The organism is Microcystis sp. M061S2, from assembly GCF_020245605.1.
Taxonomy (GTDB): domain Bacteria; phylum Cyanobacteriota; class Cyanobacteriia; order Cyanobacteriales; family Microcystaceae; genus Microcystis.
This window is the reverse complement of the sequence record NZ_JADBUP010000064.1, coordinates 21449-41156: the sequence shown is the minus strand read 5'-3', so window position 1 is coordinate 41156 and position 19708 is coordinate 21449. Positions and strand designations below refer to the sequence as shown.

Below are 19708 nucleotides of genomic sequence, written 5' to 3'. Positions count from 1 at the left end.
GGTTCTACAGACACCAATGATTACTATCGTTTTAGTTTAGCAGGCAGCAGCAACTTTAGCCTCAATTTAACGGGATTAAGTGCCGATGCCGATGTGTCCTTATTAGATAGTAATGGCAGTGTGATTACTAGATCCACTAATGGCAGTAACAGCAGTGAGAGTATTACTGGTCAACTCGGTGCGGGTACTTACTATATCCGGGTTTATCCCTACAGTGGCAGCACTAACTATAACTTAACCCTGTCGGCGACCACAGCCACAGTTGTACCAGGATATAGTGCCATTTCAGGATACGGTTTAGTTAATGCCGCGAAAGCCGTCGCTGGAGCCTTGAATGAAAGTCCTTTTGCCAATGTCCCCACTTTTGGTGGTGCTAATGACTGGGGGGTTAACTTAGTTAATGCTCCGGAAGCTTGGGCAAGAGGTTATACAGGACAAGGAGTCGTCGTTGCTGTACTAGATACAGGAGTTGACCGCAATCATATCGACTTAGCGGGCAATATTTGGACGAATGCGGGCGAAATTGCCAATGATGGCCTTGATAACGATGGCAACGGTTACGTTGATGACGTTTATGGCTGGAACTTTGCCAATGGCAATAATAACACTTTAGATGGCAACCGCCATGGTACTCATGTGGCGGGAACCATTGCTGCTGTTAATAATGGTTTCGGAGCCACTGGTGTGGCCTACAATTCCAGAATTATGCCGGTGAAAGTTTTGAGCGATTCTGGTAGTGGGAGCTCTAGTGGCGTTGCCCAAGGAATTCGCTACGCCGTGGACAACGGTGCCGATGTGATTAATATGAGTTTGGGCGGTGGTAGCACTGACAGTGCAATTCAATCGGCCCTCCAGTATGCCAGCAGTCGCGGTGTTATCGTGGTTATGGCCGCTGGTAATGAGGGGGCAGCTCAACCCGGTTATCCCGCTTCCAGTGCCACCTCTTGGGGTCTTGCCGTAGGTGCCGTTAATAGTTCTAACCAGATGGCTTCCTTCTCCAATCGTGCTGGCTCCAATTCTTCGATGAGCTATGTCACCGCTCCAGGCGTACAAGTGTATTCTACTCTCCCTAATGGTGGCTATGGTTTCTTGAGTGGAACCTCCATGGCAACACCTCATGTGGCCGGAGTGGTGGCCCTAATGTTGAGTGCCAATCCGAATCTGACCGATGCTCAAGTACGTCAAATTATTACGGCCACAGCAGGTAATGTCGCCTAAAACTTGGCTGTTTTTCGGCCTCAGATTTCTTATCTTCAGCCATCAGCGAAAAGCTGATGGCTGATTCTTGGCTCTCATACTAAATCCGTTGAGTATAGGTTACTTATGAGGAGAGGCACTCAGGCAAGAGGCACTCAGGCAAAACGGAGAATAAATAATCAGTTTTTAATAACCAGATTTAGTATTGTTGCCAGTTAAAATTAAATGGAATTAAGCGATCGCATCCTGGGGGTGGATGATGTACCGGAAAATCGCTTACTCACTGAAGTTAACTCAACAATAACCTTGTTTGAGAACACTTGTCGGCAATTCCCGCCCATGGTTAATTAAGAAAAATAAACTGTAGCGAAATATACTTTTTTTCCATGTTCTAATGGGGATAGATAGGGGGAAAAAAATCATGTCGAAATCACTCTTTACCGATGCCAGCAGTCGCCTAGAACGGGCCCTTAAGTATGTCTCCATTTCCGATGATGCGATCGAGCGGTTAAAATATCCCAAAGCTAGTCTCAGCGTCTCCATACCCGTCCGTATGGACAACGGCACTTTAAGAATCTTCCAAGGCTACCGCGTCCGCTACGATGACACCCGCGGCCCCGGCAAAGGAGGGGTGCGCTATCATCCCAACGTCAACATCGATGAGGTGCAGTCCCTAGCCTTTTGGATGACCTTTAAATGCGCCCTGCTGGATTTGCCCTTTGGTGGGGCTAAGGGCGGCATTACCCTCAATCCGAAAGAATTGTCAAAAGCCGAGTTAGAACGCCTTAGCCGGGGCTATATCGAGGGTATAGCCGACTTTATCGGTCCCGATATCGATATTCTTGCCCCCGATGTCTATACCAACGAGATGATCATGGGTTGGATGATGGACCAGTACAGCATCATTCAGCGTAAAATTAGTCCGGCGGTGGTGACGGGGAAACCTTTAACCATGGGAGGCAGTCGCGGCCGCGATACGGCGACGGGAACGGGGGCTTTTCATGTTATTAACTCTCTTTTGCCGAAATTAGACAAAAAACCCGCTAATACTACCGTGGCCGTCCAGGGATTCGGTAACGCCGGGGCCGTAGTGGCGGATCTCCTCGCCAAAGCCGGTTATCAAGTGGTAGCGGTAAGTGATTCCCAGGGCGGCATTTATCGGGAAAAAGGTCTAGATATTGCCAGCATTCGTGAGTATAAACAGGAACATCGCGGAATTACTGCTATTTACTGTGAGGGTACCGTGTGTAATATCGTCGAACACGAGGCGATTAGTAATGAAGAATTATTAGCCCTAGATGTGGATGTTTTGATTCCAGCTGCCCTAGAAAACCAAATTACCGCCGAAAATGCCGATCGCGTGCGGGCAAAATATATCTTTGAAGTGGCCAACGGTCCAACTACCTCAGAAGCCGATCGCATTTTAGACTCAAAAGGGATTCTCGTTTTCCCCGATATTTTGGTTAACGCGGGTGGGGTAACGGTGAGTTATTTTGAATGGGTGCAAAATCGCAGCGGTCTTTATTGGCAATTAAACGAGATAAATGAGCGCCTAAAAGAAAGAATGGTGACAGAAGCTGAAAAAGTCTGGTCTTTCGCCCAGGAATTCGATATATCTCTGCGTACCGCCGCCTACGCCCACGCCATTGATCGTCTCGGTGAAGCCCTAGATGCCAAGGGAACCCGCGACTATTACCAAAATAAGACGAGAGCTTAAGGTCGTCAGGAGTCGGTCGTCGGTCGTCAGGAAATAAATAGGGTGATAGGGTTTTGGGGTGATAGGGTGATGAGACAGCTTCCCCACTTCCCCACTTCCCCACTTCCCCAGGAAAAACTTTTTGCCGCAAACCCTAAATATGGTCGAGCATGATGCCAGTCCAATTATCGTTGCCCTTGTATCATCAACTTTCTCAACCAGAGGTGATTGAATACTTGACCAGCGATGGGTCAGCGGGCTTATCAGCAGAAGAAGTGGCCAGTCGCTACGAAAAATATGGCCCGAATGAACTGCGATTTAAGCCGGGGAAACCAGCTTGGTTGAGATTTTTGGGGCAATTTCATCAGCCGCTACTCTATATTCTCTTGCTTGCGGGTACTATTAAGGCATTTTTAGGGTCTTGGACGAATGCCTCGGTGATTTGGGGAGTTACCCTGATCAATGCCATTATCGGCTATGTGCAGGAAGCTAAGGCGGAAGGTGCGATCGCTTCCCTAGCCAAAGCCGTAACCACAGAAGCGACGGTGTTGCGAGAGGGACAAACCCTGCGGATTCCATCTCGGGATTTGGTGCCGGGAGATATCGTTTTATTGGCATCGGGGGATAAAGTGCCAGCGGACTTGAGGCTGCTGAAAGTCCGCAATTTGCAAGTGGATGAGTCTGCCCTGACCGGGGAATCCTTGCCCGGGTCAAAAGCGATCGAACCCTTACCCGGGGATACGCCCCTAGCAGAAAGGACAAACATGGCCTACGCAGGGAGTTTCGTTACCTTTGGACAGGGCAAAGGGATCGTTGTCTCTACGGCCAACGCCACCGAAGTGGGGCAGATTTCCCAGTCGATGGAAAGCCGAGTCAGCCTTAGCACACCCCTGACCCGTAAATTTGCCCAATTTAGCCGCACCCTACTTTACGCAATTTTGACCCTAGCAACCTTGACCTTTGCCATCGGGTTAGGACGGGGGAAATCTTGGATCGATATGTTTGAAGCTGCCGTTGCCCTGGCAGTGAGTGCGATTCCAGAAGGGCTGCCGGCAGTGGTAACGATTACCTTGGCCATTGGGGTCAACCGCATGGCCCGTCGTCATGCGATTATTCGTAAACTGCCCGCAGTGGAAGCATTGGGGAGTGCGACCGTCATTTGTTCCGACAAAACCGGAACCCTAACGGAAAATCAAATGACTGTACAGTCCATTTATACCGAGGGGCAATATTACGCCGTTAGTGGTGGTGGCTATAGTCCCAAGGGCGAAATTAGTCTGATCACCGATGGCAACCCTGGCAGCCCATTTGCGGACGAATTGCCCCCGGCCCTAGGGGATTGTCTGGTAGCTGGTTTGCTTTGTAATGACTCCGGGCTAAAACAAACGGGAGAAGATTGGTCAGTGGTGGGGGATCCTACGGAAGGGGCGCTGATTGCGGCCGCCGCCAAAGCAGGTCTCAGTCAATTGGGGCTATTGTCTTTAACCCCACGATTAGATGCAATTCCCTTTGAATCTGAGTACCAATACATGGCAACCCTGCATGATGGGATACCTCGCCTGATCTATGTCAAGGGATCGGTTGAGTCGCTGATGCGTCGTTGTTCCCAGATGATCGATCGCTATGGTCAGATGACCGCGCTGAACGCCCAACAGATCGAGCAAGCGGTAGAAACGATGGCAGAGCAGGGTTTACGGGTGCTTGCCTTCGCCAAAAAAGCAGCCGCTTCTCATCAGCATTCTATCGACCATGAGGATATCGAAACAGGCTTGGTTTTTCTAGGATTACAGGGCATGATTGACCCGCCTCGTCCAGAGGCGATCGCTGCCGTTCATGCCTGTCAAACTGCCGGGATTCGGGTCAAGATGATTACTGGTGATCATCTTGTCACGGCACGGGCGATCGCGGAACGGATGGGCATTGAAACGGCAGCACAAGTCTTAGCATTTGAGGGAAAAGAATTAGCGCAAATGGATAATCATCAACTGGCCCGAGCGGTTGAAGATGGATCGGTATTTGCCAGGGTTGCCCCTACCCAAAAACTGCAACTGGTGGAAGTACTCCAGTCTCAAGGAGAAATCGTGGCGATGACGGGCGATGGTGTTAATGATGCGCCGGCTCTCAAGCAGGCCGATATCGGCATTGCCATGGGGAAAGGAGGAACGGAAGTCGCCAGGGAATCTGCTGATATGCTCCTCACTGATGATAACTTTGCCTCGATCAAGGCCGCTGTCGAAGAAGGACGCACCGTTTATCAAAACTTACGCAAGGCGATCTCCTTTCTCTTACCTGTCAATGGTGGCGAATCGATGACCATTCTGATCAGTACTTTACTGGCACGAGATTTACCGATTCTCTCCCTACAAGTACTCTGGTTGAACATGATCAACTCGGTCACGATGACTGTTCCCCTGGCCTTTGAAGCAAAATCCCCCAGCATTATGCAGTCACCACCACGCAATCCCAATGAACCTTTGATCACCAAAAAACTATTGCGCCGAATTTTGGCTGTTTCATTGTTTAACTGGATTCTGATTTTTGGTATGTTTGAGTGGGCTAAATCGACCACAGGAGATATTGCCGTTGCCCGCACAATGGCAATTCAATCCCTTGTGGCAGCACGGGTTATCTATCTGCTCAGTATCAGCCAATTAGGGATGAGCCTAGTTAACTACCTGCGTCGTCAGTCAACCTCGATTACTAATGCACCAATCCTAATTTTGGGGATTGTGGCTGCTGTTGCCCTACAAATTTTGTTTAGCCAATGGGGGGTGATGAACAGTCTGTTTGCAACGGCGACCCTAACCGGTCATCAATGGCTAATCTGTTTATTGCCGATGCCGCTCATGGTGTTTTGGGCAATTTTTGCCAATGTTATCGATCCTCCTCATTGTCATGGGAAATAACTAATCTTGAATTCTTGACCGCAACTACCAAGACTGGCGGTTTTCTATTCCCCTAATTGCCAGCTTATCTCTTCACCCGCTCGTAACGGCACCAGTCCGGATTCGGGAAATGGCAATTCATCGGGAATGCGCCAAGGGGTTTTGGTTAAGGTGATTTGTTCGGTATTTCGGGGGAGTTGATAGAAATCTGGACCGTGGAAGCTGGCGAACCCTTCCAGTTGCTCAATTGCATCGACACTCTCAAAGGCTTCTGCGTACAACTCTAGGGCGTGCAGAGCCGAATAACAACCCGCGCAGCCACAGGAACTTTCCTTGCTGTAGCGAGAATGGGGCGCGCTATCGGTCCCTAGAAAAAACTTGGGATTGCCCGATGTTGCCGCTTGCAAAAGTGCCAAACGATGATCCTCTCGTTTCAAAATCGGCAGGCAATAAAAATGGGGACGAATGCCACCGGTAAAGAGAATGTTTCGGCTAAACAATAAATGTTGGGGCGTAATTGTGGCGGCGACGTTGTTGTTAGCAGATAGAACAAACTTAACCGCGTCGGCAGTGGTAATGTGTTCAAACACGACGCGCAGTTTCGGAAATCTCGTTATCAGTGGGAGCAAGTGCTTCTCAATGAACACTTTCTCTCGATCGAACACATCAATATCACCGTCGGTGACTTCTCCGTGCAGTAGTAGCGGCATATCTACCTGCTCCATCGCTGCCAAAACGCCATCGCACCGACGAAGGTCCGTCACCCCCAAGTCGGAATTAGTTGTCGCACCGGCTGGGTAGTATTTCACCGCTTTGACAAACTGGGAGGCTTTCGCCGCCATGATTTCTTCGGGACTGGTATTATCGGTGAGATATAGTGTCATCAGTGGCTCGAACTGTTGACCCTCTGGAACTGCTGCCAGAATGCGCTCGCGGTAGGAGGCGGCATCGGCCACCGAGCGCACTGGGGGCTTTAAATTTGGCATGATAATGGCACGGGCAAACTGACGCACCGTATGGGGTAGAACCGCTTTCAGTGCCGCACCATCGCGGAGATGAAGGTGCCAGTCGTCGGGTCGAGTGATTGTGAGTCTTCGCATTTTTCCATCATACAACGGTTAGGAATCCCAGCGCCACAACTAAACACAAGAGAGAAGTCAATCTTCGGTCAGGGAATCAATTCCTTATTTCAGCAGTCAAGTCGGTTTTAACTAATAAGCTGCCGCGCATCTCTTCCTCGATCTTTAGGGTTAATTAGTGCCAGAAATAACCAAGATAGAGCAATTTCTTGAATTGCTAATAATTCCACATTAATCAATCCTATCTAAGATTGACTAACGCATCCCCTTGAATATTTTCTCGATCGATCGGCTTTTCAGTCCCCAAAATCCTTACAATAGGAGATGAAGATAGCCTGAAAAGTTGGAGAATATGAATTATCTCATTGCCGTGTTAGCTGATCGCATACAAGCAGAAGAAGCTTCCGTTGCCCTGGAAAAGGCGGGAATTCCCCAATCTCAAGTGACCATTCTCGGTCGCGGCTATAAAAGTGCCGATGAGTTCGGTTTGATCGATCCCTTTCAACAAGCCAAAAAACGGGCCACTCTCATGGCTTTTTGGCTAATTCCCTTCGGTTTTGCCGGGGGCTACCTTTTTAACCTGATTACGGGATTGCATACCTTTGATTGGGCCGGAGAACCGGGCAATCATATCGTCGGCGGTATTGCCGGGGCGATTGGGGGGGCGATGGGCAGTATTTTCGTCGGTGGTGGCGTGGGTTTATCGTCCGGCAGTGGCGATGCACTTCCCTATCGCAATCGTCTCGGTGCTGGAAAATATATTATTATCGTGCAGGGTTCGGAAAACCTAAAAAATCAAGCGACTCTTATCCTCCGTCAATTTAACCCCGAAAATCTGCAAGGATACGCCCTAGAAAGATGAACGGTTATCGGGAATAAGTTATGGTTCATCTGATTTTTTCCTAAGAATTTTTGATTAATTACCAGAAAACAATGTTACCAAGAGAAGAATTACTAAAGGGTGTTGAAAACCGCGAGGAAATAGCGAAAGTTATTGATAAAGCCGAACAAGCGATTAAGACTTGGGAAGTGACGGTGACAGACTTTCTTTCTCCCGCAGTTCTGGCAGAAGTAGAACGGGTTTTTCAGCGTTTAACCGATGTGTCAATGCAGAAATGGGGCGGTTATCCCCAAGCAGAAAGACAGCGCCTCGGTATTGCTAGAGTTGATCTACCTTTGACGGTGACAGATATTCCCCTATCTGCCCTTGATATTGCCGGTAATTTTCTTTTTGATACCGCTAACCACCGGGATTTTTTAGGGGCAATGTTGGGGACAGGGATCGTCCGGGAAAAAGTCGGCGATATAATCGTTTTAGGTGAGCGAGGAGCGCAGGCGATTGTAGTGCCTGAATTGGCAGATTTTTTATCTGCTAATTTGCGACAAGTGCGTTCGGTTCCCGTGAAAACTAGCCCGATTCCTTTGACGGAATTAAAAGTTAGACCCCCGCAAAAAAAAGAAATTAATACTGTGGAAGCTTCCTTACGTTTAGATGCGATTGCATCGGCGGGTTTTGGCATTTCTCGCAGTAAAATGGCCGAGGCAATTAGTGCCGGAGATGTGCGAGTTAACTGGAAAGATATCAGTCAATCTAGTTATAATGTTAAAACCGGTGATTTGATTTCTTTTCGGGGAAAAGGTCGTCTAGAAGTGGGTGAGGTTACTGTGACAAAAAAAGAGCGCTATCGGGTTCATTTAACTAGATTTATTTAGTTTTTTCTGTCTCTAGAATTTGTTATTAGACAGATTAATTGCCATGGCTGAGAATTTCGCCGTAATCGTGCAACTGTGTCAAGTTAGTCCCATCGGTAAACTATTACCGGGGGCGCTTTATGTTCATCGAGAAGCATTACATCAATTGGATCCTATCCTCCAGAATTACGAACAACAAGCAAGAATTAATCAGCATTTATCCGAGGCAACAATAATTAAATTTAGCACCGATAAACCGAAAATATCCTATCTTTTTTATCCCGATTTTGATCGGGAACCTCACCCAGTTTTAACTAAAAGTTTAGTGGTAGATCTGGGGACATTAATCTTAAGTGAATGGAATTATCAAAATGCTGATAATCCGCCCATTTTACACCGAAAAGAAACTTTTGTTACTAGGGACTATCCTCTTTATCAAGAATTCGAGCATCTCACAAAAATCGAGAGTGCTTTAGGACTTTTAAACAGTTCTTATCCCATCGGTACTAAACAGGAATGGCAACGGCTTTTAAGAAAGCATCACCTTGATTTTGCAGGAGATTATTTAGTTTGTAATCTAGAGGGACAAAAGGAAAAATCGATAATAATTGATCGCCACAAAGCCGCTCTTGTTCGCAAAACCCTTTCTCGTCCGACAAGATTAGCATTAGCGGCGGGATTATTTCTTCCTGAAACCACTTTTTTTGATTACGGTTGTGGTTATGGAGGTGATATAGAACGCATAGCTGAACAGGGTTATCAAAGTGAAGGTTGGGATCCTTATTATCGTCCCGATAGTCCTTTAATTGAATCTGATATTGTTAATTTAGGCTATGTAATTAATGTTATTGAATCCGCCGAAGAACGGCAGGAAGCTTTATTAAAAGCTTGGCAATTAACCCGTCAAGTTTTAATTGTTTCAGCACAGATTTTAATTGATGATAGCGAACGGGGTTTAATGGCTTATGAAGATGGAATTATAACCCGTCGCAATACCTTTCAAAAATACTATCAACAGGAAGAACTAAAACAGTATATTGATAACACTTTGGGGGTTGATTCTATTCCGATAACTTTGGGAATTTATCTAGTTTTTCGAGAGGAAGAAAAAGCGGAAACTTTTCGTTTATCGAGATGTCGTTCCCGCACTACCACTCCTAAAATTAAAACCCATCTCAAACGCTTTGAAGATTACGAAGATCTATTGACTCCCCTAATGGAATTTTACACCCAGCAGGGACGTTTACCCGTCGCAGGAGAATTATTACAAGAGGAAGAAATTAAGGCAGAATTTGGCACTTTTAGACGAGCTTTTCAAGTGATTCTACAAGTAACAGAAGCGGAAGACTGGGAGATAATTGCCGATAAAAGACGCGCCGATCTTTTACTTTATTTAGCTTTAAGTCAATTTAGCCACTGTCCGAAAGTACGGGAATTATCCCCCGCTACCCGTGCCGATTTTAAAGCTTTATTTGGCAGTTATCGCAATGCTTGCGCTTTAGCAGAAGAAGTGTTAATAAGTGCGGGAAATCTGCCAGCGATCGCTCGTACTTGTGAAAATAGTTCTTTAGGCAAACTTTCCCGTTATTCCCTAACTATTCATATTAGCATTCTGGAAAAATTACCGATGTTATTACGCTTATATGAAGGTTGTGCTAGTCAAACTATCGGACGGTTAGAAAATGCTAATGTTATTCGTTTATCCTTTCGTCAACCCAAAATTTCCTATCTCTATTACCCCGATTTTGATACAGAAATCCATCCGATTTTAGCTACTAGCATGGATGTATATTTAGGTTCCGCTGATTTTAGTTTTCGCGATTATCGGGATAGTCCTAATCCGCCAATTTTACACGAAAAAGAGCTTTTAGTAACGGCTAATTATCCCAACTATGATAAATTAGTTCGCTTAACTCAATTAGAAAAGGATTGGGGATTGTTAGAAGATAGAAAAGCGATCGAACGTTTACAGGGTTGGCAAAAATGTTTAGAGGAGCATTGTGCTACAATCAAAGGCTATCAGATTCTGTGGCGAAAAGATGCCGATCCCTATAAAGTGAGGATTTTACGCGCTAAAATTAACGCCAGAAGAAATCAAAATAAGTCTTCCTGAGTAATTAAGTAAAATAGATGAGGTAATTAATTTTATGATGACTACGATTCGGTTACAAGGATTAGAAGATTTCGAGTTAAAAGCGAATGATCCTGAACAAAGAATGTTTATTTCTGGGGTTAATTGGCAACAGTACGAAACCCTATTAAAACATTTAGAAGATAGTTCCAGTTATCGCATTACTTACTTAGATGGAATGGTAGAAATTATGGCTCCTAGTCGTCGTCACGAAGTTAGTAAAGAAGATATTGGTAGATTAGTAGAAGCTTATTTAGAATATGCTGAAATTGATTTCTGGGGATTAGGTTCCACCACTTTGCGAAAACAGGAAAAAGAAGCGGGAAAAGAACCTGACAAATGTTTTTGTTTATTTACAGAAAAAGAGTTTCCTGATTTGGCGATCGAAATAATCTTAACCAGTGGCAGCCTGAAAGTTTTAGAAGTTTATCAAAGATTAGGAACTCAAGAGGTTTGGTTTTGGCAAGATAATCAGTTAAAAATCTATTCTTTGCAAGAGAATGGCGAATATATTTTAATCCCTAAAAGTGCTTTATTACCAGATTTAAATTTAGAATTATTAGCCGAATACGTCAACCATCCTAATCCCCGTTTGGCTGTCAAAGAATTTCGCTCGCGTTTAACAGAAAATTCCCAGTTATAATAACTATTATTTTCCATGAATTCTCAAGTAAAATTTAACCTATCTATCCTAGCGATATTTTTATTTTCTCTGGCGATAAGATTTTGGAATCTCAGTCAATTTAATACACTTGTTTTCGATGAAGTTTATTATGCTAAATACGGCAATGAATATCTAATCGGTAAAGAATTTTTCCAGTCTCATCCACCGTTAAGTCAATATTTAATTGCTATTAGTATCTGGATTGGTTCCCATTTTCCTGCCGATCCTGAAACCATTAATAATTTAACAGGTTCCCTGCGCTCAACTTTTAGTTATCGCTGGTTAAATGCTTTGACTGGTTCTTTTATTCCCCTAATTATTGGGGGAATTGCTTATCAATTAACTCGGAGAAAAACTGTATTTTTAATCACAACTTTCCTCGCCAGTTTAGACGGATTATTTCTGGTGGAATCCCGCTATGCTCTCAATAATATTTACTTGATTTTATTCGGTTTGTCTGGACAATTATTTTTTTTATTAGCACTCCAGAAAAATCAGAAACTCAATTGGCTATTATTATCGGGGGTTTGTTTCGGTTTAGCGGCAAATATTAAATGGAATGGCTTAGGATTTTTACTAGGAATATTTATTTTTATCGGTATTGCTTGGTTAATAAAATTATTTAATCAAGAGCAGTCAAAAGATCATCTTTGGACAAAGGCAACTAACCTGAGATTAGAGGACATTTTTATCGCCTTAATTGTCTTTCCTCTTGTTACCTATAGTTTGCTGTGGATACCGCATCTTCTCGTCAACCATCAATATAATTTTTGGCAAGTACATCAAGAAATTTGGTCATTTCATCAGAGAATAAAAGGTAATCAATCTGATGTCCATCCCTATTGTTCTCCCTGGTATAGTTGGTTAGTAATGGGACGACCGGTGGCTTATTATTTTGAGAGAGTAGGTGATAAAATTTATGATGTTCACGCTATGGGAAATCCGTTTTTATGGTGGTTTTCTACGGGAGCAATTCTAGTGGTTTTTAGTCGATTATTTAACCGAAAAGAGCGAGTAATTTCCGCCTATCTTATCTGTAACTATATTGCCAATCTGCTGCCCTGGTTAAAAATTAGTCGCTGTACCTTTCTCTATCATTATATGGCTGCCTATAGCTTCACTTGGATTGCCCTAGCTTGGCTCTTAGCCGATGGTTTAGAAAGTTCCAGTCCTATTTATAAAAATGGCTCGCGCTCGCTGATAATTTTGATAATTTTTGCTTTTGTCCATTGGCTACCAATTTATTTAGGCATTCCCCTGTCAGTGCGGGATTATTATCTGAGAATGATTTTTCCCAATTGGATTTAGGATGAAATTAGCGGCAAAAACTGATACAATGAAATCATGATAAAAAGCGATCGCATGAGTTATGGGTAAACAAAGAATCTTATCTGGTGTGCAACCAACTGGCAATTTACATTTAGGCAATTATCTCGGTGCGATCCGCAATTGGGTGGAGGGACAAAAAGACTACGATAATTTCTTTTGTGTGGTCGATTTACACGCGATCACCGTTCCCCATAATCCCGCCACTCTTGCGGAGGATACTTTAGCAATTGCCGCCTTATATTTAGCCTGCGGAATTGATTTAGAATATGCGACTATCTTTGTCCAATCCCACGTTAAAGCTCATACAGAATTAACTTGGTTATTGAATTGTATCACCCCTTTAAATTGGTTAACCGATATGATTCAATTTAAAGAAAAAGCGATTAAACAGGGGGAAAATGTTGGCACAGGTTTACTCGATTATCCCGTACTAATGGCTGCCGATATCCTCCTCTACGATGCTGATAAAGTACCCGTGGGAGAAGATCAAAAACAACATTTAGAATTAACCCGCGATATAGCCGTTAGAATTAATCATCTTTTTGGGCAACCGAAACAACCAATTTTAAAACTTCCCGATCCGATGATCCGCAAGGAAGGAGCGCGGGTGATGAGTTTAACCGATGGCCGGAATAAAATGTCTAAATCCGATCCTTCCGAGATGAGTCGGATTAATATTCTCGATAGTCCCGATGTCATTGCCAAGAAAATTAAACGCTGTAAAACCGATCTAGTTAAGGGTTTAACTTTCGATGATCCAGAACGGCCCGAATGCCATAATTTATTAACTCTCTATAGCATTTTATCGGCAAAAAGTCAAGAGGTGGTCGCATCAGAATGTGCCGATTTAGGTTGGGGACAATTTAAACCGATGTTAACAGAAGTTACCATAGAATCTCTGAAACCTATTCAGGAAAAATACGCTCAAATTAGAGAGGATAAAGATTATTTAGCCACAGTTTTACGCCAAGGTCGTCTCAAAGCAGAAGCGGTGGCCAATCAAACTCTCGATCGAGTCAAAAATGCCATGGGTTATTTACCACCATTTTAGGGATAATTTTCGGGTGCATACCCTAATTATCAATCTACTCAGTTGAGATTTTTCAAGGAAAACTCGCTGCTTTATCAGTCAATCTTTAACTCTTGGTGGGGTTTTACCCCCCCATCCAGGGTAAGGGAAGGAGAATGATTACAAAAGTTATTAAATTAAGCACAACTCCAGTGATATTTTGGTAAAATAAGGGCATAATTAAAACTATCAAAATACTTACCTGTCCTTTGAGATTATGGTTGTAGAGTCCCAGCGGAAACAAAAAAAACTATCGTCTAGGGAAGATGAGTCTCGTCCAATTGCCAGCAAGGAACAAAACTCTTATCTAGCAGAGGGAATTGTTGATCATCAATCAACTCAGATTGCTCCTTCCTCCTTACTACAGCCATTTTCTCCAGAGTTAGAAAAAGATAGAGCCAACAAATTTAATTTTCTTAAAGAAATTCTGGTTAGTCATCTTGGTCAACCTTTTTACTCGGACAACGGCTTTATTCTTTATCAAGGAGATGCCACAGACTTTTTGTCTAAACTATCTCATAGTGACATAAAAATTGACCTCACTGTTACATCACCACCTTATAATATTGGCAAAGAATATGAACGAGTTCTTTCAATCAATGACTATGTTGATTGGTGTGCTAATTGGCTGCGGCAAATTTATCAGATTACTCAAGATAACGGCGCTTTGTGGCTAAATGTTGGTTATTTAGAAGTACCAGAAAAGGGATTATGTGTTCCGATTCCCTATCTTCTTTGGGATAAGTCTCCCTTTTATCTTTTACAAGAAATTGTCTGGAAATATGGGGCTGGTGTTTCTACAAAAAATCGTCTTAGTCCTCGCAATGAAAAATGGCTTTTTTATCTCAAAAATTGCCAAGAATATACTTTTAACTTAGATAATATTCGTGACCCTAACGTTAAGTATCCCAATCAAAAGAAAAATGGTAAATATCGTTGTAATCCCCTCGGTAAAAATCCTTCTGATGTGTGGGAAGTTCCTAAAGTCACTACAGGAGAAAAGCGCAGTTCTAAGGAAAGAACCGGACATCCCGCACAATTTCCTTTAGCAATTGTCGAGAGAATTATACAAGCTTCATCTAATCCGGTAGAAATAATTCTTGATCCCTTTGCTGGTTCTTGTTCCACGGGAATAGCGGCCTTGGGATTAGGAAGAATTTTTGTGGGTTTTGAAATTCGACCAGACTATTGCGAGATAGCTGCAGAGAGATTTAAAAGATTTAAAAAAGAAAGAAGCAATACTTATATTCAAGGATCATTATTATAGTATTAAAAACGGATTTGGTATGATTAGCCTTTTTTAACTTGTTTTCGCAGTTTCAATCATTGGAAATGCGATCGCAAATAAAAATAGCAGAGTCCGGCAGTTACCCCCAGACTAAGAATTGTTATCCCCGTGAGAATTTCCCACATCCCCGACTCGGTTACTAATATGTTGTAGTATTGTAATAAGAGGATTTTTTTCCTGAAAAATTGTCATATTTGAGGTTTTGATTATGCCTTATACAAACGAAGAAGGTGGACGCTTAAATAATTTCGCCGCCGAACCGAAAGTTTATCAAGCGGCTCCCCCGACTAAATCGCAACAACGTAATTATCTTTTCTGGGGTGTTGCTGCGATCACACTTGTCGGTGGACTGTTAGCCGTCGCTTTTTACGCATCTCAAGCTGGCTAAAATTTAGTCCCTCGTAGTTGCGATTTAGCCCCTTTCACTCCTCTTTACCGCTAATATCACAACTACTCCCTATTTTAAGGCTTTTGACCCTGAATTAATGCCACTGCTGACTGAGACTTAGCCGCAGTCCCCTGTTTACCCTGAGATAACGCTAGACGGGCCGCCTCCTCTAAATCAGCGATCGCTTTTTCCCTGTTTCCCAATTTATAATAGGTCAAACCCCGATTGTGGTACGCTTCGGCAAAATTAGCATTGATTTTCAGACTCTCATCATAGTCCCTTAAAGCCATTTCCTGCTGTCCGGCTCGGTTATAGGACAGGGCGCGATTATAGAAAATGCGATCCTGTCCTCTAGTTCCCTGTAAACTCAAAGCTTTTGTGTAATCCTCGATCGCTTCTAGGTGTCTTCCCAAGTCATCCTTAGCATTACCGCGATAAATAAAGAAATCAGCAAAATTTCCGTTTAAAGCGATCGCTTTTGTGCAATCTTCCACGGCTGCCTCGTATTTTTTCGTCAGATAATAGGCATAACAACGATTACCGAGAGCGTTAACATAATTAGAGTTGATTGTCAAGGCCTGGGTATAATCTGCGATCGCTCGCTCGTACTGGCCGAGAACTAACTCCGCATAGCCGCGATTATAATAAGCATCGGCATCCTTCGGTTCTAATTGTAGAGCTTGAGTAAAATCTGCGATCGCCCCTGAGTAATCCCCTGCGGTTAAACGATCCACCCCCCGATTATAAAATTCTACAGCTTTCACGGGGTTAGCGGTAGTTTGAGCGCTTAGGGGAGAGATAGTCAGTAAAAAAGTCGCTATAGCTATAATAATTGTCAATTTTTTCTTAATTTTCATAATCCGTTCACCTAAACAATTCAAGGTAAAATTAAACAGCCCTACTTACAGGTCAAAATATCATGATTAAATCTCTTTTGGCGACTTTCCTCCTAATTACCACCCTCCTCTTCACCGGTTGTACAACTCCCATCGCTGGACTGCAAGGATACACCAGTGGCAGCCAAGGCTATCAATTTTTATATCCTAAGGGTTGGACGCAGGTGGATGTGAAAAAAGTTGCGGGAGTAGATGTGGTTTTTCATGACTTGATCGAAACGAGCGAAAATTTAAGCGTTATTATCAACCCCGTCCCCGACAATAAAACCTTAACAGATTTAGGGACACCCTCGGAAGTTGGCTATCGTCTCCTGAAAAATAATAGTCTTAACCCCAATCTCGATAAGGAAGTAGAATTAATTCGCTCAGAATCCCATCAAATCGACGGACAAGATTATTATATCCTCGAATATCAAGTTAAATTAGCCAACGGCCAAGAACGTCATAATCTGGCCAGCGTCACGGTTAATAATAATAAACTCTATTCTTTTAATCTTTCCACTTCCCAAAAACGTTGGACTCAAATTCAAGAACTCTTTGAAACTATCGTTGATTCTTTCTCGGTTAGTTAGGGAAACTGGCAACAGGCAATAGGCAATAGGGGAAATATAATAAATAAAAGTAATCTCCTGACGACCGAATCCTAAAAAAGTGAACAGTAATCAGTGATCAGTAATCGGTGGGGAAGTGGAGTGTGGTAACTGATAACTGATTACTGGTAACTGATCACTGATAACCAGTAACTGAATATGAGTAACTCGGAAGAAAATAGACTAGATAGACTCGAATCTCTTGCTGAAAATACCCTAACAGAACTACGGGAGATTAAATCAGGACTACAGGAGATTAGATTAGGATTACAGGAGATTAAATTAGGACTACAGGAAACCAATCAGGGATTAAAAGAAACTAGAGCGATCGCTAATTCTAACGCTAAATCGATCGAAGCGTTAACTAATAGTCTTGCTGAGTCTAAAAAAGAATGGGAAAAAGACAGACGGGGACTTGATCAACTGCTAGGACAATTAACTCGATCGATGTCGGATTTTTATGAGGTTCAGTCAGATTTTTACAATCGATTTGACAAAATTGAAGAAAGAGAATCACGCATGGTTGAGATTTTAGATCGTTATTTTCCCCCCGAAAATCCTGCCAATTCTTAGCAGAAATAGCTAAAAAACTGATAACTGATGGTGGGTTACGGCCAATAGATCAATTAATAATTAATTCTAATAATTTGTCATTGCCTAACCCACCCTACCTAACTATCTCCTATCTCTTTTGACTGAAAAAACTATGTCCATTCCCTTGATTCTTGCTTCCGCTTCTCCTGCGCGTAAAAAACTTTTACAAATGGTAGGAATCGATCCGATTGTGCGAGTGAGTAACTTTGATGAATCGACAATTAATGCCGATGATACTCTCCATCTTGTCCAAACTTTAGCCCAATGTAAAGCGCAAACGATCGCCCCCCAATTTGATACAGGATTAATTCTTGGTTGTGATTCCGTCTTAGAAGTAGCGGGGGAAGTCTATGGCAAACCCAAGGATAAATCAGAAGCGATCAATCGTTGGCAAAAAATGCGCGGTCGGGTGGGTACACTCTATACAGGTCATGCTTTAATTGATCGAGTTAATCATCAAACCTTGACTCGTTGTGGGATTACTAAAGTTCACTTTGCCAATATCAGCAATGAAACAATTATTGCCTATGTTGACACCGAAGAACCCCTCAAATGTGCCGGCTGTTTTGCCCTAGAAGGAAAGGGGGGTCTATTCGTGGAAAGATTAGAGGGATGTCACAGTAATGTTATCGGTTTAAGTTTACCCCTATTTAGGCAGATGTTAACGGATTTTGGCTACCAAATCACTGACTTTTGGTGATCTTTTTGCCGATAATTTCCCCAAATTTATTGACAAAAGGGCTTGACAAATTCTCAGATTTGTGTTAACCTTTTATTATAATGGGAATCCGTGTCGCCCTGCGAACCCCTCTTTTTTCTATCGGATAGCCCCAAAATTTTTAACCCTTTCCTTTTCACTTTTTCCCGAAAAAACTATGTCTTGCTTGCGCGTGGGAATTGCCGGTCCAGTGGGTTCAGGAAAAACAGCCCTGCTCGATGCCCTGTGTAAAAATTTGCGGGATCAATATCCGATCGCCGTAGTCACCAATGACATTTATACTCAAGAAGATGCCCAATTTTTATTGCGATCGCAAGCTTTAGACCCGGAAAGAATTTTAGGAGTAGAAACGGGAGGATGTCCCCATACAGCTATTCGCGAGGATGCCTCAATTAACTTAGTTGCCATTGAACAGTTAGAGAGAAAATTTGCTAACTTAAAGCTAATTTTTCTGGAAAGTGGTGGGGACAATTTAGCGGCAACCTTTAGCCCCGAATTAGTAGATTTAACCATCTATGTGATTGACGTGGCAGCCGGAGATAAAATCCCTCGCAAGGGGGGACCTGGTATCACCAAATCGGATTTATTGGTAATCAATAAAATAGATTTAGCCCCGATGGTGGGGGCAGATTTAGGAGTGATGGATAGAGATGCCAAAAAGATGCGCGGGGATAAACCCTTTATCTTCACCAACTTAAAAACACGGGAAGGATTAGAGCGAGTGATTGCCTTTATCGAAAAGAATTTATACTAACTATTACTAGGAATAAAAAAGAGAGCGCCAGAAAAATTTAGGTAAAGCTAACATTCTTTTCCAGCGCCAAGGTTCCTGATAGAGTCGATACAACCACTCTAAATTATTGTCACAGAAAAAGCGAGGGGCGCGGATTTTTGTACCAGACCAGATATCAAAACTGCCCCCCACACCTACCCAGATAGCTTGGGGACAGAGATGGCGATGTTCCCTAATCCAATATTCTTGTCGGGGTACTCCCAAACCAACTAAAATTAACCGCGGTTGTTGATCTTTTAATACCTCGATCCAATCGGACATTTCCTGGGAGGATAGATAACCGTGGTTAGCCAGAATACGGATATTAGGTATCTTTTTTTGCCAATTACTTGCCGCTTGTTCCGTAATCCCCGGTTTACCACCAAAAAAAGCAATAGGAGAACTTTCTCCCTGCATTCCTAACTCAGTAATTAAGGATTCTGATAATTCAATACCGGGGCAGCGGGTTTGTTTTCTGCCTCTTAATTTTAAGTAAATGACAATCCCCGCGCCGTCGGGAATAACTAAATCTGCTTCCCGAATAACTTGGGCTACTTTGGCATCATTTTCCCCTAACATTGCCATTTCTGCATTAAGAGTGACAACGTGGGAACCAAAACCTTGATAGAGGCGATCGATTAACCAACGACTGTAGTTATCGAGGAGATGAACCGGTAAACCAAGAACAGAATATTTGGGGGGAGTTTCTAACATATAAGT

At 43.3% G+C, this 19708-nt stretch carries 18 protein-coding genes; 15 read left to right on the top strand and 3 right to left on the bottom strand.

Going from position 1 to position 19708, the window contains the following annotated elements:
* The 3 genes from IM475_RS11745 to IM475_RS11735 form a co-directional block, all read left to right on the top strand.
* On the top strand, positions 1 to 1218 hold a 1218-nt coding region (locus tag IM475_RS11745), incomplete at its 5' end, for a S8 family serine peptidase (protein ID WP_287727657.1).
* Between the two features lie 400 nt (positions 1219 to 1618).
* Positions 1619 to 2914 carry a Glu/Leu/Phe/Val family dehydrogenase gene (locus tag IM475_RS11740; RefSeq protein WP_287727656.1) on the top strand — a complete coding sequence of 432 codons (1296 nt, stop codon included), beginning with the start codon at positions 1619 to 1621 and terminating at the stop codon, positions 2912 to 2914.
* A gap of 152 nt (positions 2915 to 3066) precedes the next feature.
* Positions 3067 to 5799 (top strand): cation-transporting P-type ATPase, encoded by a 2733-nt coding sequence (locus IM475_RS11735; protein ID WP_287727659.1) that lies wholly within the window; start codon positions 3067 to 3069, stop codon positions 5797 to 5799.
* A gap of 44 nt (positions 5800 to 5843) precedes the next feature.
* Here IM475_RS11735 and pyrC read toward each other — a convergent pair whose 3' ends face one another.
* The gene (gene pyrC / locus IM475_RS11730) at positions 5844 to 6878 is read right to left on the bottom strand and encodes a dihydroorotase (RefSeq protein WP_287727655.1); all 1035 of its coding nucleotides are present in this window, start codon (positions 6876 to 6878) and stop codon (positions 5844 to 5846) included.
* A 331-nt stretch (positions 6879 to 7209) separates the two neighbouring features.
* Here pyrC and IM475_RS11725 point away from each other — a divergent pair, with 331 nt between their 5' ends.
* From IM475_RS11725 to psb34, 8 genes are all read left to right on the top strand, one after another.
* Entirely contained in the window at positions 7210 to 7719 is a 510-nt protein-coding gene (locus tag IM475_RS11725) for a hypothetical protein (RefSeq protein WP_002789175.1), read from the top strand.
* 71 nt (positions 7720 to 7790) lie between these two features.
* Positions 7791 to 8570, top strand: a complete 780-nt coding sequence (locus tag IM475_RS11720) for a photosystem II electron transport protein, Sll1252 family (protein WP_287727654.1) — start codon at positions 7791 to 7793, stop codon at positions 8568 to 8570.
* Positions 8571 to 8613: 43 nt separating this feature from the next.
* Positions 8614 to 10662, top strand: a complete 2049-nt coding sequence (locus IM475_RS11715) for a DNA phosphorothioation-associated putative methyltransferase (protein ID WP_287727653.1) — start codon at positions 8614 to 8616, stop codon at positions 10660 to 10662.
* A gap of 34 nt (positions 10663 to 10696) precedes the next feature.
* Entirely contained in the window at positions 10697 to 11323 is a 627-nt protein-coding gene (locus IM475_RS11710) for a Uma2 family endonuclease (RefSeq protein ID WP_079207946.1), read from the top strand.
* Between the two features lie 15 nt (positions 11324 to 11338).
* The gene (locus IM475_RS11705) at positions 11339 to 12652 is read left to right on the top strand and encodes a dolichyl-phosphate-mannose--protein mannosyltransferase (RefSeq protein ID WP_287727652.1); all 1314 of its coding nucleotides are present in this window, start codon (positions 11339 to 11341) and stop codon (positions 12650 to 12652) included.
* A 61-nt stretch (positions 12653 to 12713) separates the two neighbouring features.
* On the top strand, positions 12714 to 13724 hold the full coding sequence (trpS, locus tag IM475_RS11700) for a tryptophan--tRNA ligase (RefSeq protein WP_106908992.1): 1011 nt from the start codon (positions 12714 to 12716) through the stop codon (positions 13722 to 13724).
* Between the two features lie 235 nt (positions 13725 to 13959).
* A complete protein-coding gene (locus IM475_RS11695) occupies positions 13960 to 15009 on the top strand; it encodes a DNA-methyltransferase (protein ID WP_159253314.1) in 1050 nt (349 codons plus the stop codon).
* A 229-nt stretch (positions 15010 to 15238) separates the two neighbouring features.
* Complete coding sequence (psb34, locus tag IM475_RS11690; RefSeq protein ID WP_024969104.1) at positions 15239 to 15418, top strand: photosystem II assembly protein Psb34; 180 nt, start codon at positions 15239 to 15241, stop codon at positions 15416 to 15418.
* Between the two features lie 74 nt (positions 15419 to 15492).
* On the opposite strand, the gene IM475_RS11685 is transcribed toward psb34, so the two are convergent.
* On the bottom strand, positions 15493 to 16275 hold the full coding sequence (locus IM475_RS11685) for a tetratricopeptide repeat protein (RefSeq protein ID WP_287657044.1): 783 nt from the start codon (positions 16273 to 16275) through the stop codon (positions 15493 to 15495).
* Between the two features lie 62 nt (positions 16276 to 16337).
* On the opposite strand from IM475_RS11685, the gene psbP reads away from it, so the two are divergent.
* From psbP to ureG, 4 genes are all read left to right on the top strand, one after another.
* Positions 16338 to 16886 carry a photosystem II reaction center PsbP gene (gene psbP, locus IM475_RS11680; protein ID WP_002801162.1) on the top strand — a complete coding sequence of 183 codons (549 nt, stop codon included), beginning with the start codon at positions 16338 to 16340 and terminating at the stop codon, positions 16884 to 16886.
* A gap of 177 nt (positions 16887 to 17063) precedes the next feature.
* On the top strand, positions 17064 to 17477 hold the full coding sequence (locus IM475_RS11675) for a hypothetical protein (protein WP_287657047.1): 414 nt from the start codon (positions 17064 to 17066) through the stop codon (positions 17475 to 17477).
* A 133-nt stretch (positions 17478 to 17610) separates the two neighbouring features.
* Entirely contained in the window at positions 17611 to 18198 is a 588-nt protein-coding gene (locus tag IM475_RS11670) for a Maf family protein (RefSeq protein ID WP_287727651.1), read from the top strand.
* Between the two features lie 175 nt (positions 18199 to 18373).
* Complete coding sequence (ureG, locus tag IM475_RS11665) at positions 18374 to 18970, top strand: urease accessory protein UreG (protein ID WP_287727650.1); 597 nt, start codon at positions 18374 to 18376, stop codon at positions 18968 to 18970.
* 6 nt (positions 18971 to 18976) lie between these two features.
* Here the strand turns inward: ureG and IM475_RS11660 are convergent, their stop codons facing one another.
* Positions 18977 to 19702 (bottom strand): WecB/TagA/CpsF family glycosyltransferase, encoded by a 726-nt coding sequence (locus tag IM475_RS11660; RefSeq protein WP_287727658.1) that lies wholly within the window; start codon positions 19700 to 19702, stop codon positions 18977 to 18979.
* Between the last annotated feature and the right edge of the window lie 6 nt (positions 19703 to 19708).

Excerpts from the sequence above, each read along its gene's own strand:
- IM475_RS11710 (WP_079207946.1), top strand. The coding sequence starts at position 10,697 with ATGATGACTACGATTCGGTTACAAGGATTAGAAGATTTCGAGTTAAAA.
- IM475_RS11740 (WP_287727656.1), top strand. The coding sequence starts at position 1,619 with ATGTCGAAATCACTCTTTACCGATGCCAGCAGTCGCCTAGAACGGGCC.
- IM475_RS11715 (WP_287727653.1), top strand. The coding sequence starts at position 8,614 with ATGGCTGAGAATTTCGCCGTAATCGTGCAACTGTGTCAAGTTAGTCCC.
- IM475_RS11670 (WP_287727651.1), top strand. The coding sequence starts at position 17,611 with ATGTCCATTCCCTTGATTCTTGCTTCCGCTTCTCCTGCGCGTAAAAAA.
- pyrC (WP_287727655.1), bottom strand. The coding sequence starts at position 6,878 with ATGCGAAGACTCACAATCACTCGACCCGACGACTGGCACCTTCATCTC.
- IM475_RS11735 (WP_287727659.1), top strand. The coding sequence starts at position 3,067 with ATGCCAGTCCAATTATCGTTGCCCTTGTATCATCAACTTTCTCAACCA.
- IM475_RS11660 (WP_287727658.1), bottom strand. The coding sequence starts at position 19,702 with ATGTTAGAAACTCCCCCCAAATATTCTGTTCTTGGTTTACCGGTTCAT.
- IM475_RS11695 (WP_159253314.1), top strand. The coding sequence starts at position 13,960 with ATGGTTGTAGAGTCCCAGCGGAAACAAAAAAAACTATCGTCTAGGGAA.
- ureG (WP_287727650.1), top strand. The coding sequence starts at position 18,374 with ATGTCTTGCTTGCGCGTGGGAATTGCCGGTCCAGTGGGTTCAGGAAAA.
- trpS (WP_106908992.1), top strand. The coding sequence starts at position 12,714 with ATGGGTAAACAAAGAATCTTATCTGGTGTGCAACCAACTGGCAATTTA.
- IM475_RS11705 (WP_287727652.1), top strand. The coding sequence starts at position 11,339 with ATGAATTCTCAAGTAAAATTTAACCTATCTATCCTAGCGATATTTTTA.
- IM475_RS11720 (WP_287727654.1), top strand. The coding sequence starts at position 7,791 with ATGTTACCAAGAGAAGAATTACTAAAGGGTGTTGAAAACCGCGAGGAA.
- IM475_RS11685 (WP_287657044.1), bottom strand. The coding sequence starts at position 16,275 with ATGAAAATTAAGAAAAAATTGACAATTATTATAGCTATAGCGACTTTT.
- psbP (WP_002801162.1), top strand. The coding sequence starts at position 16,338 with ATGATTAAATCTCTTTTGGCGACTTTCCTCCTAATTACCACCCTCCTC.
- IM475_RS11675 (WP_287657047.1), top strand. The coding sequence starts at position 17,064 with ATGAGTAACTCGGAAGAAAATAGACTAGATAGACTCGAATCTCTTGCT.
- psb34 (WP_024969104.1), top strand. The coding sequence starts at position 15,239 with ATGCCTTATACAAACGAAGAAGGTGGACGCTTAAATAATTTCGCCGCC.
- IM475_RS11725 (WP_002789175.1), top strand. The coding sequence starts at position 7,210 with ATGAATTATCTCATTGCCGTGTTAGCTGATCGCATACAAGCAGAAGAA.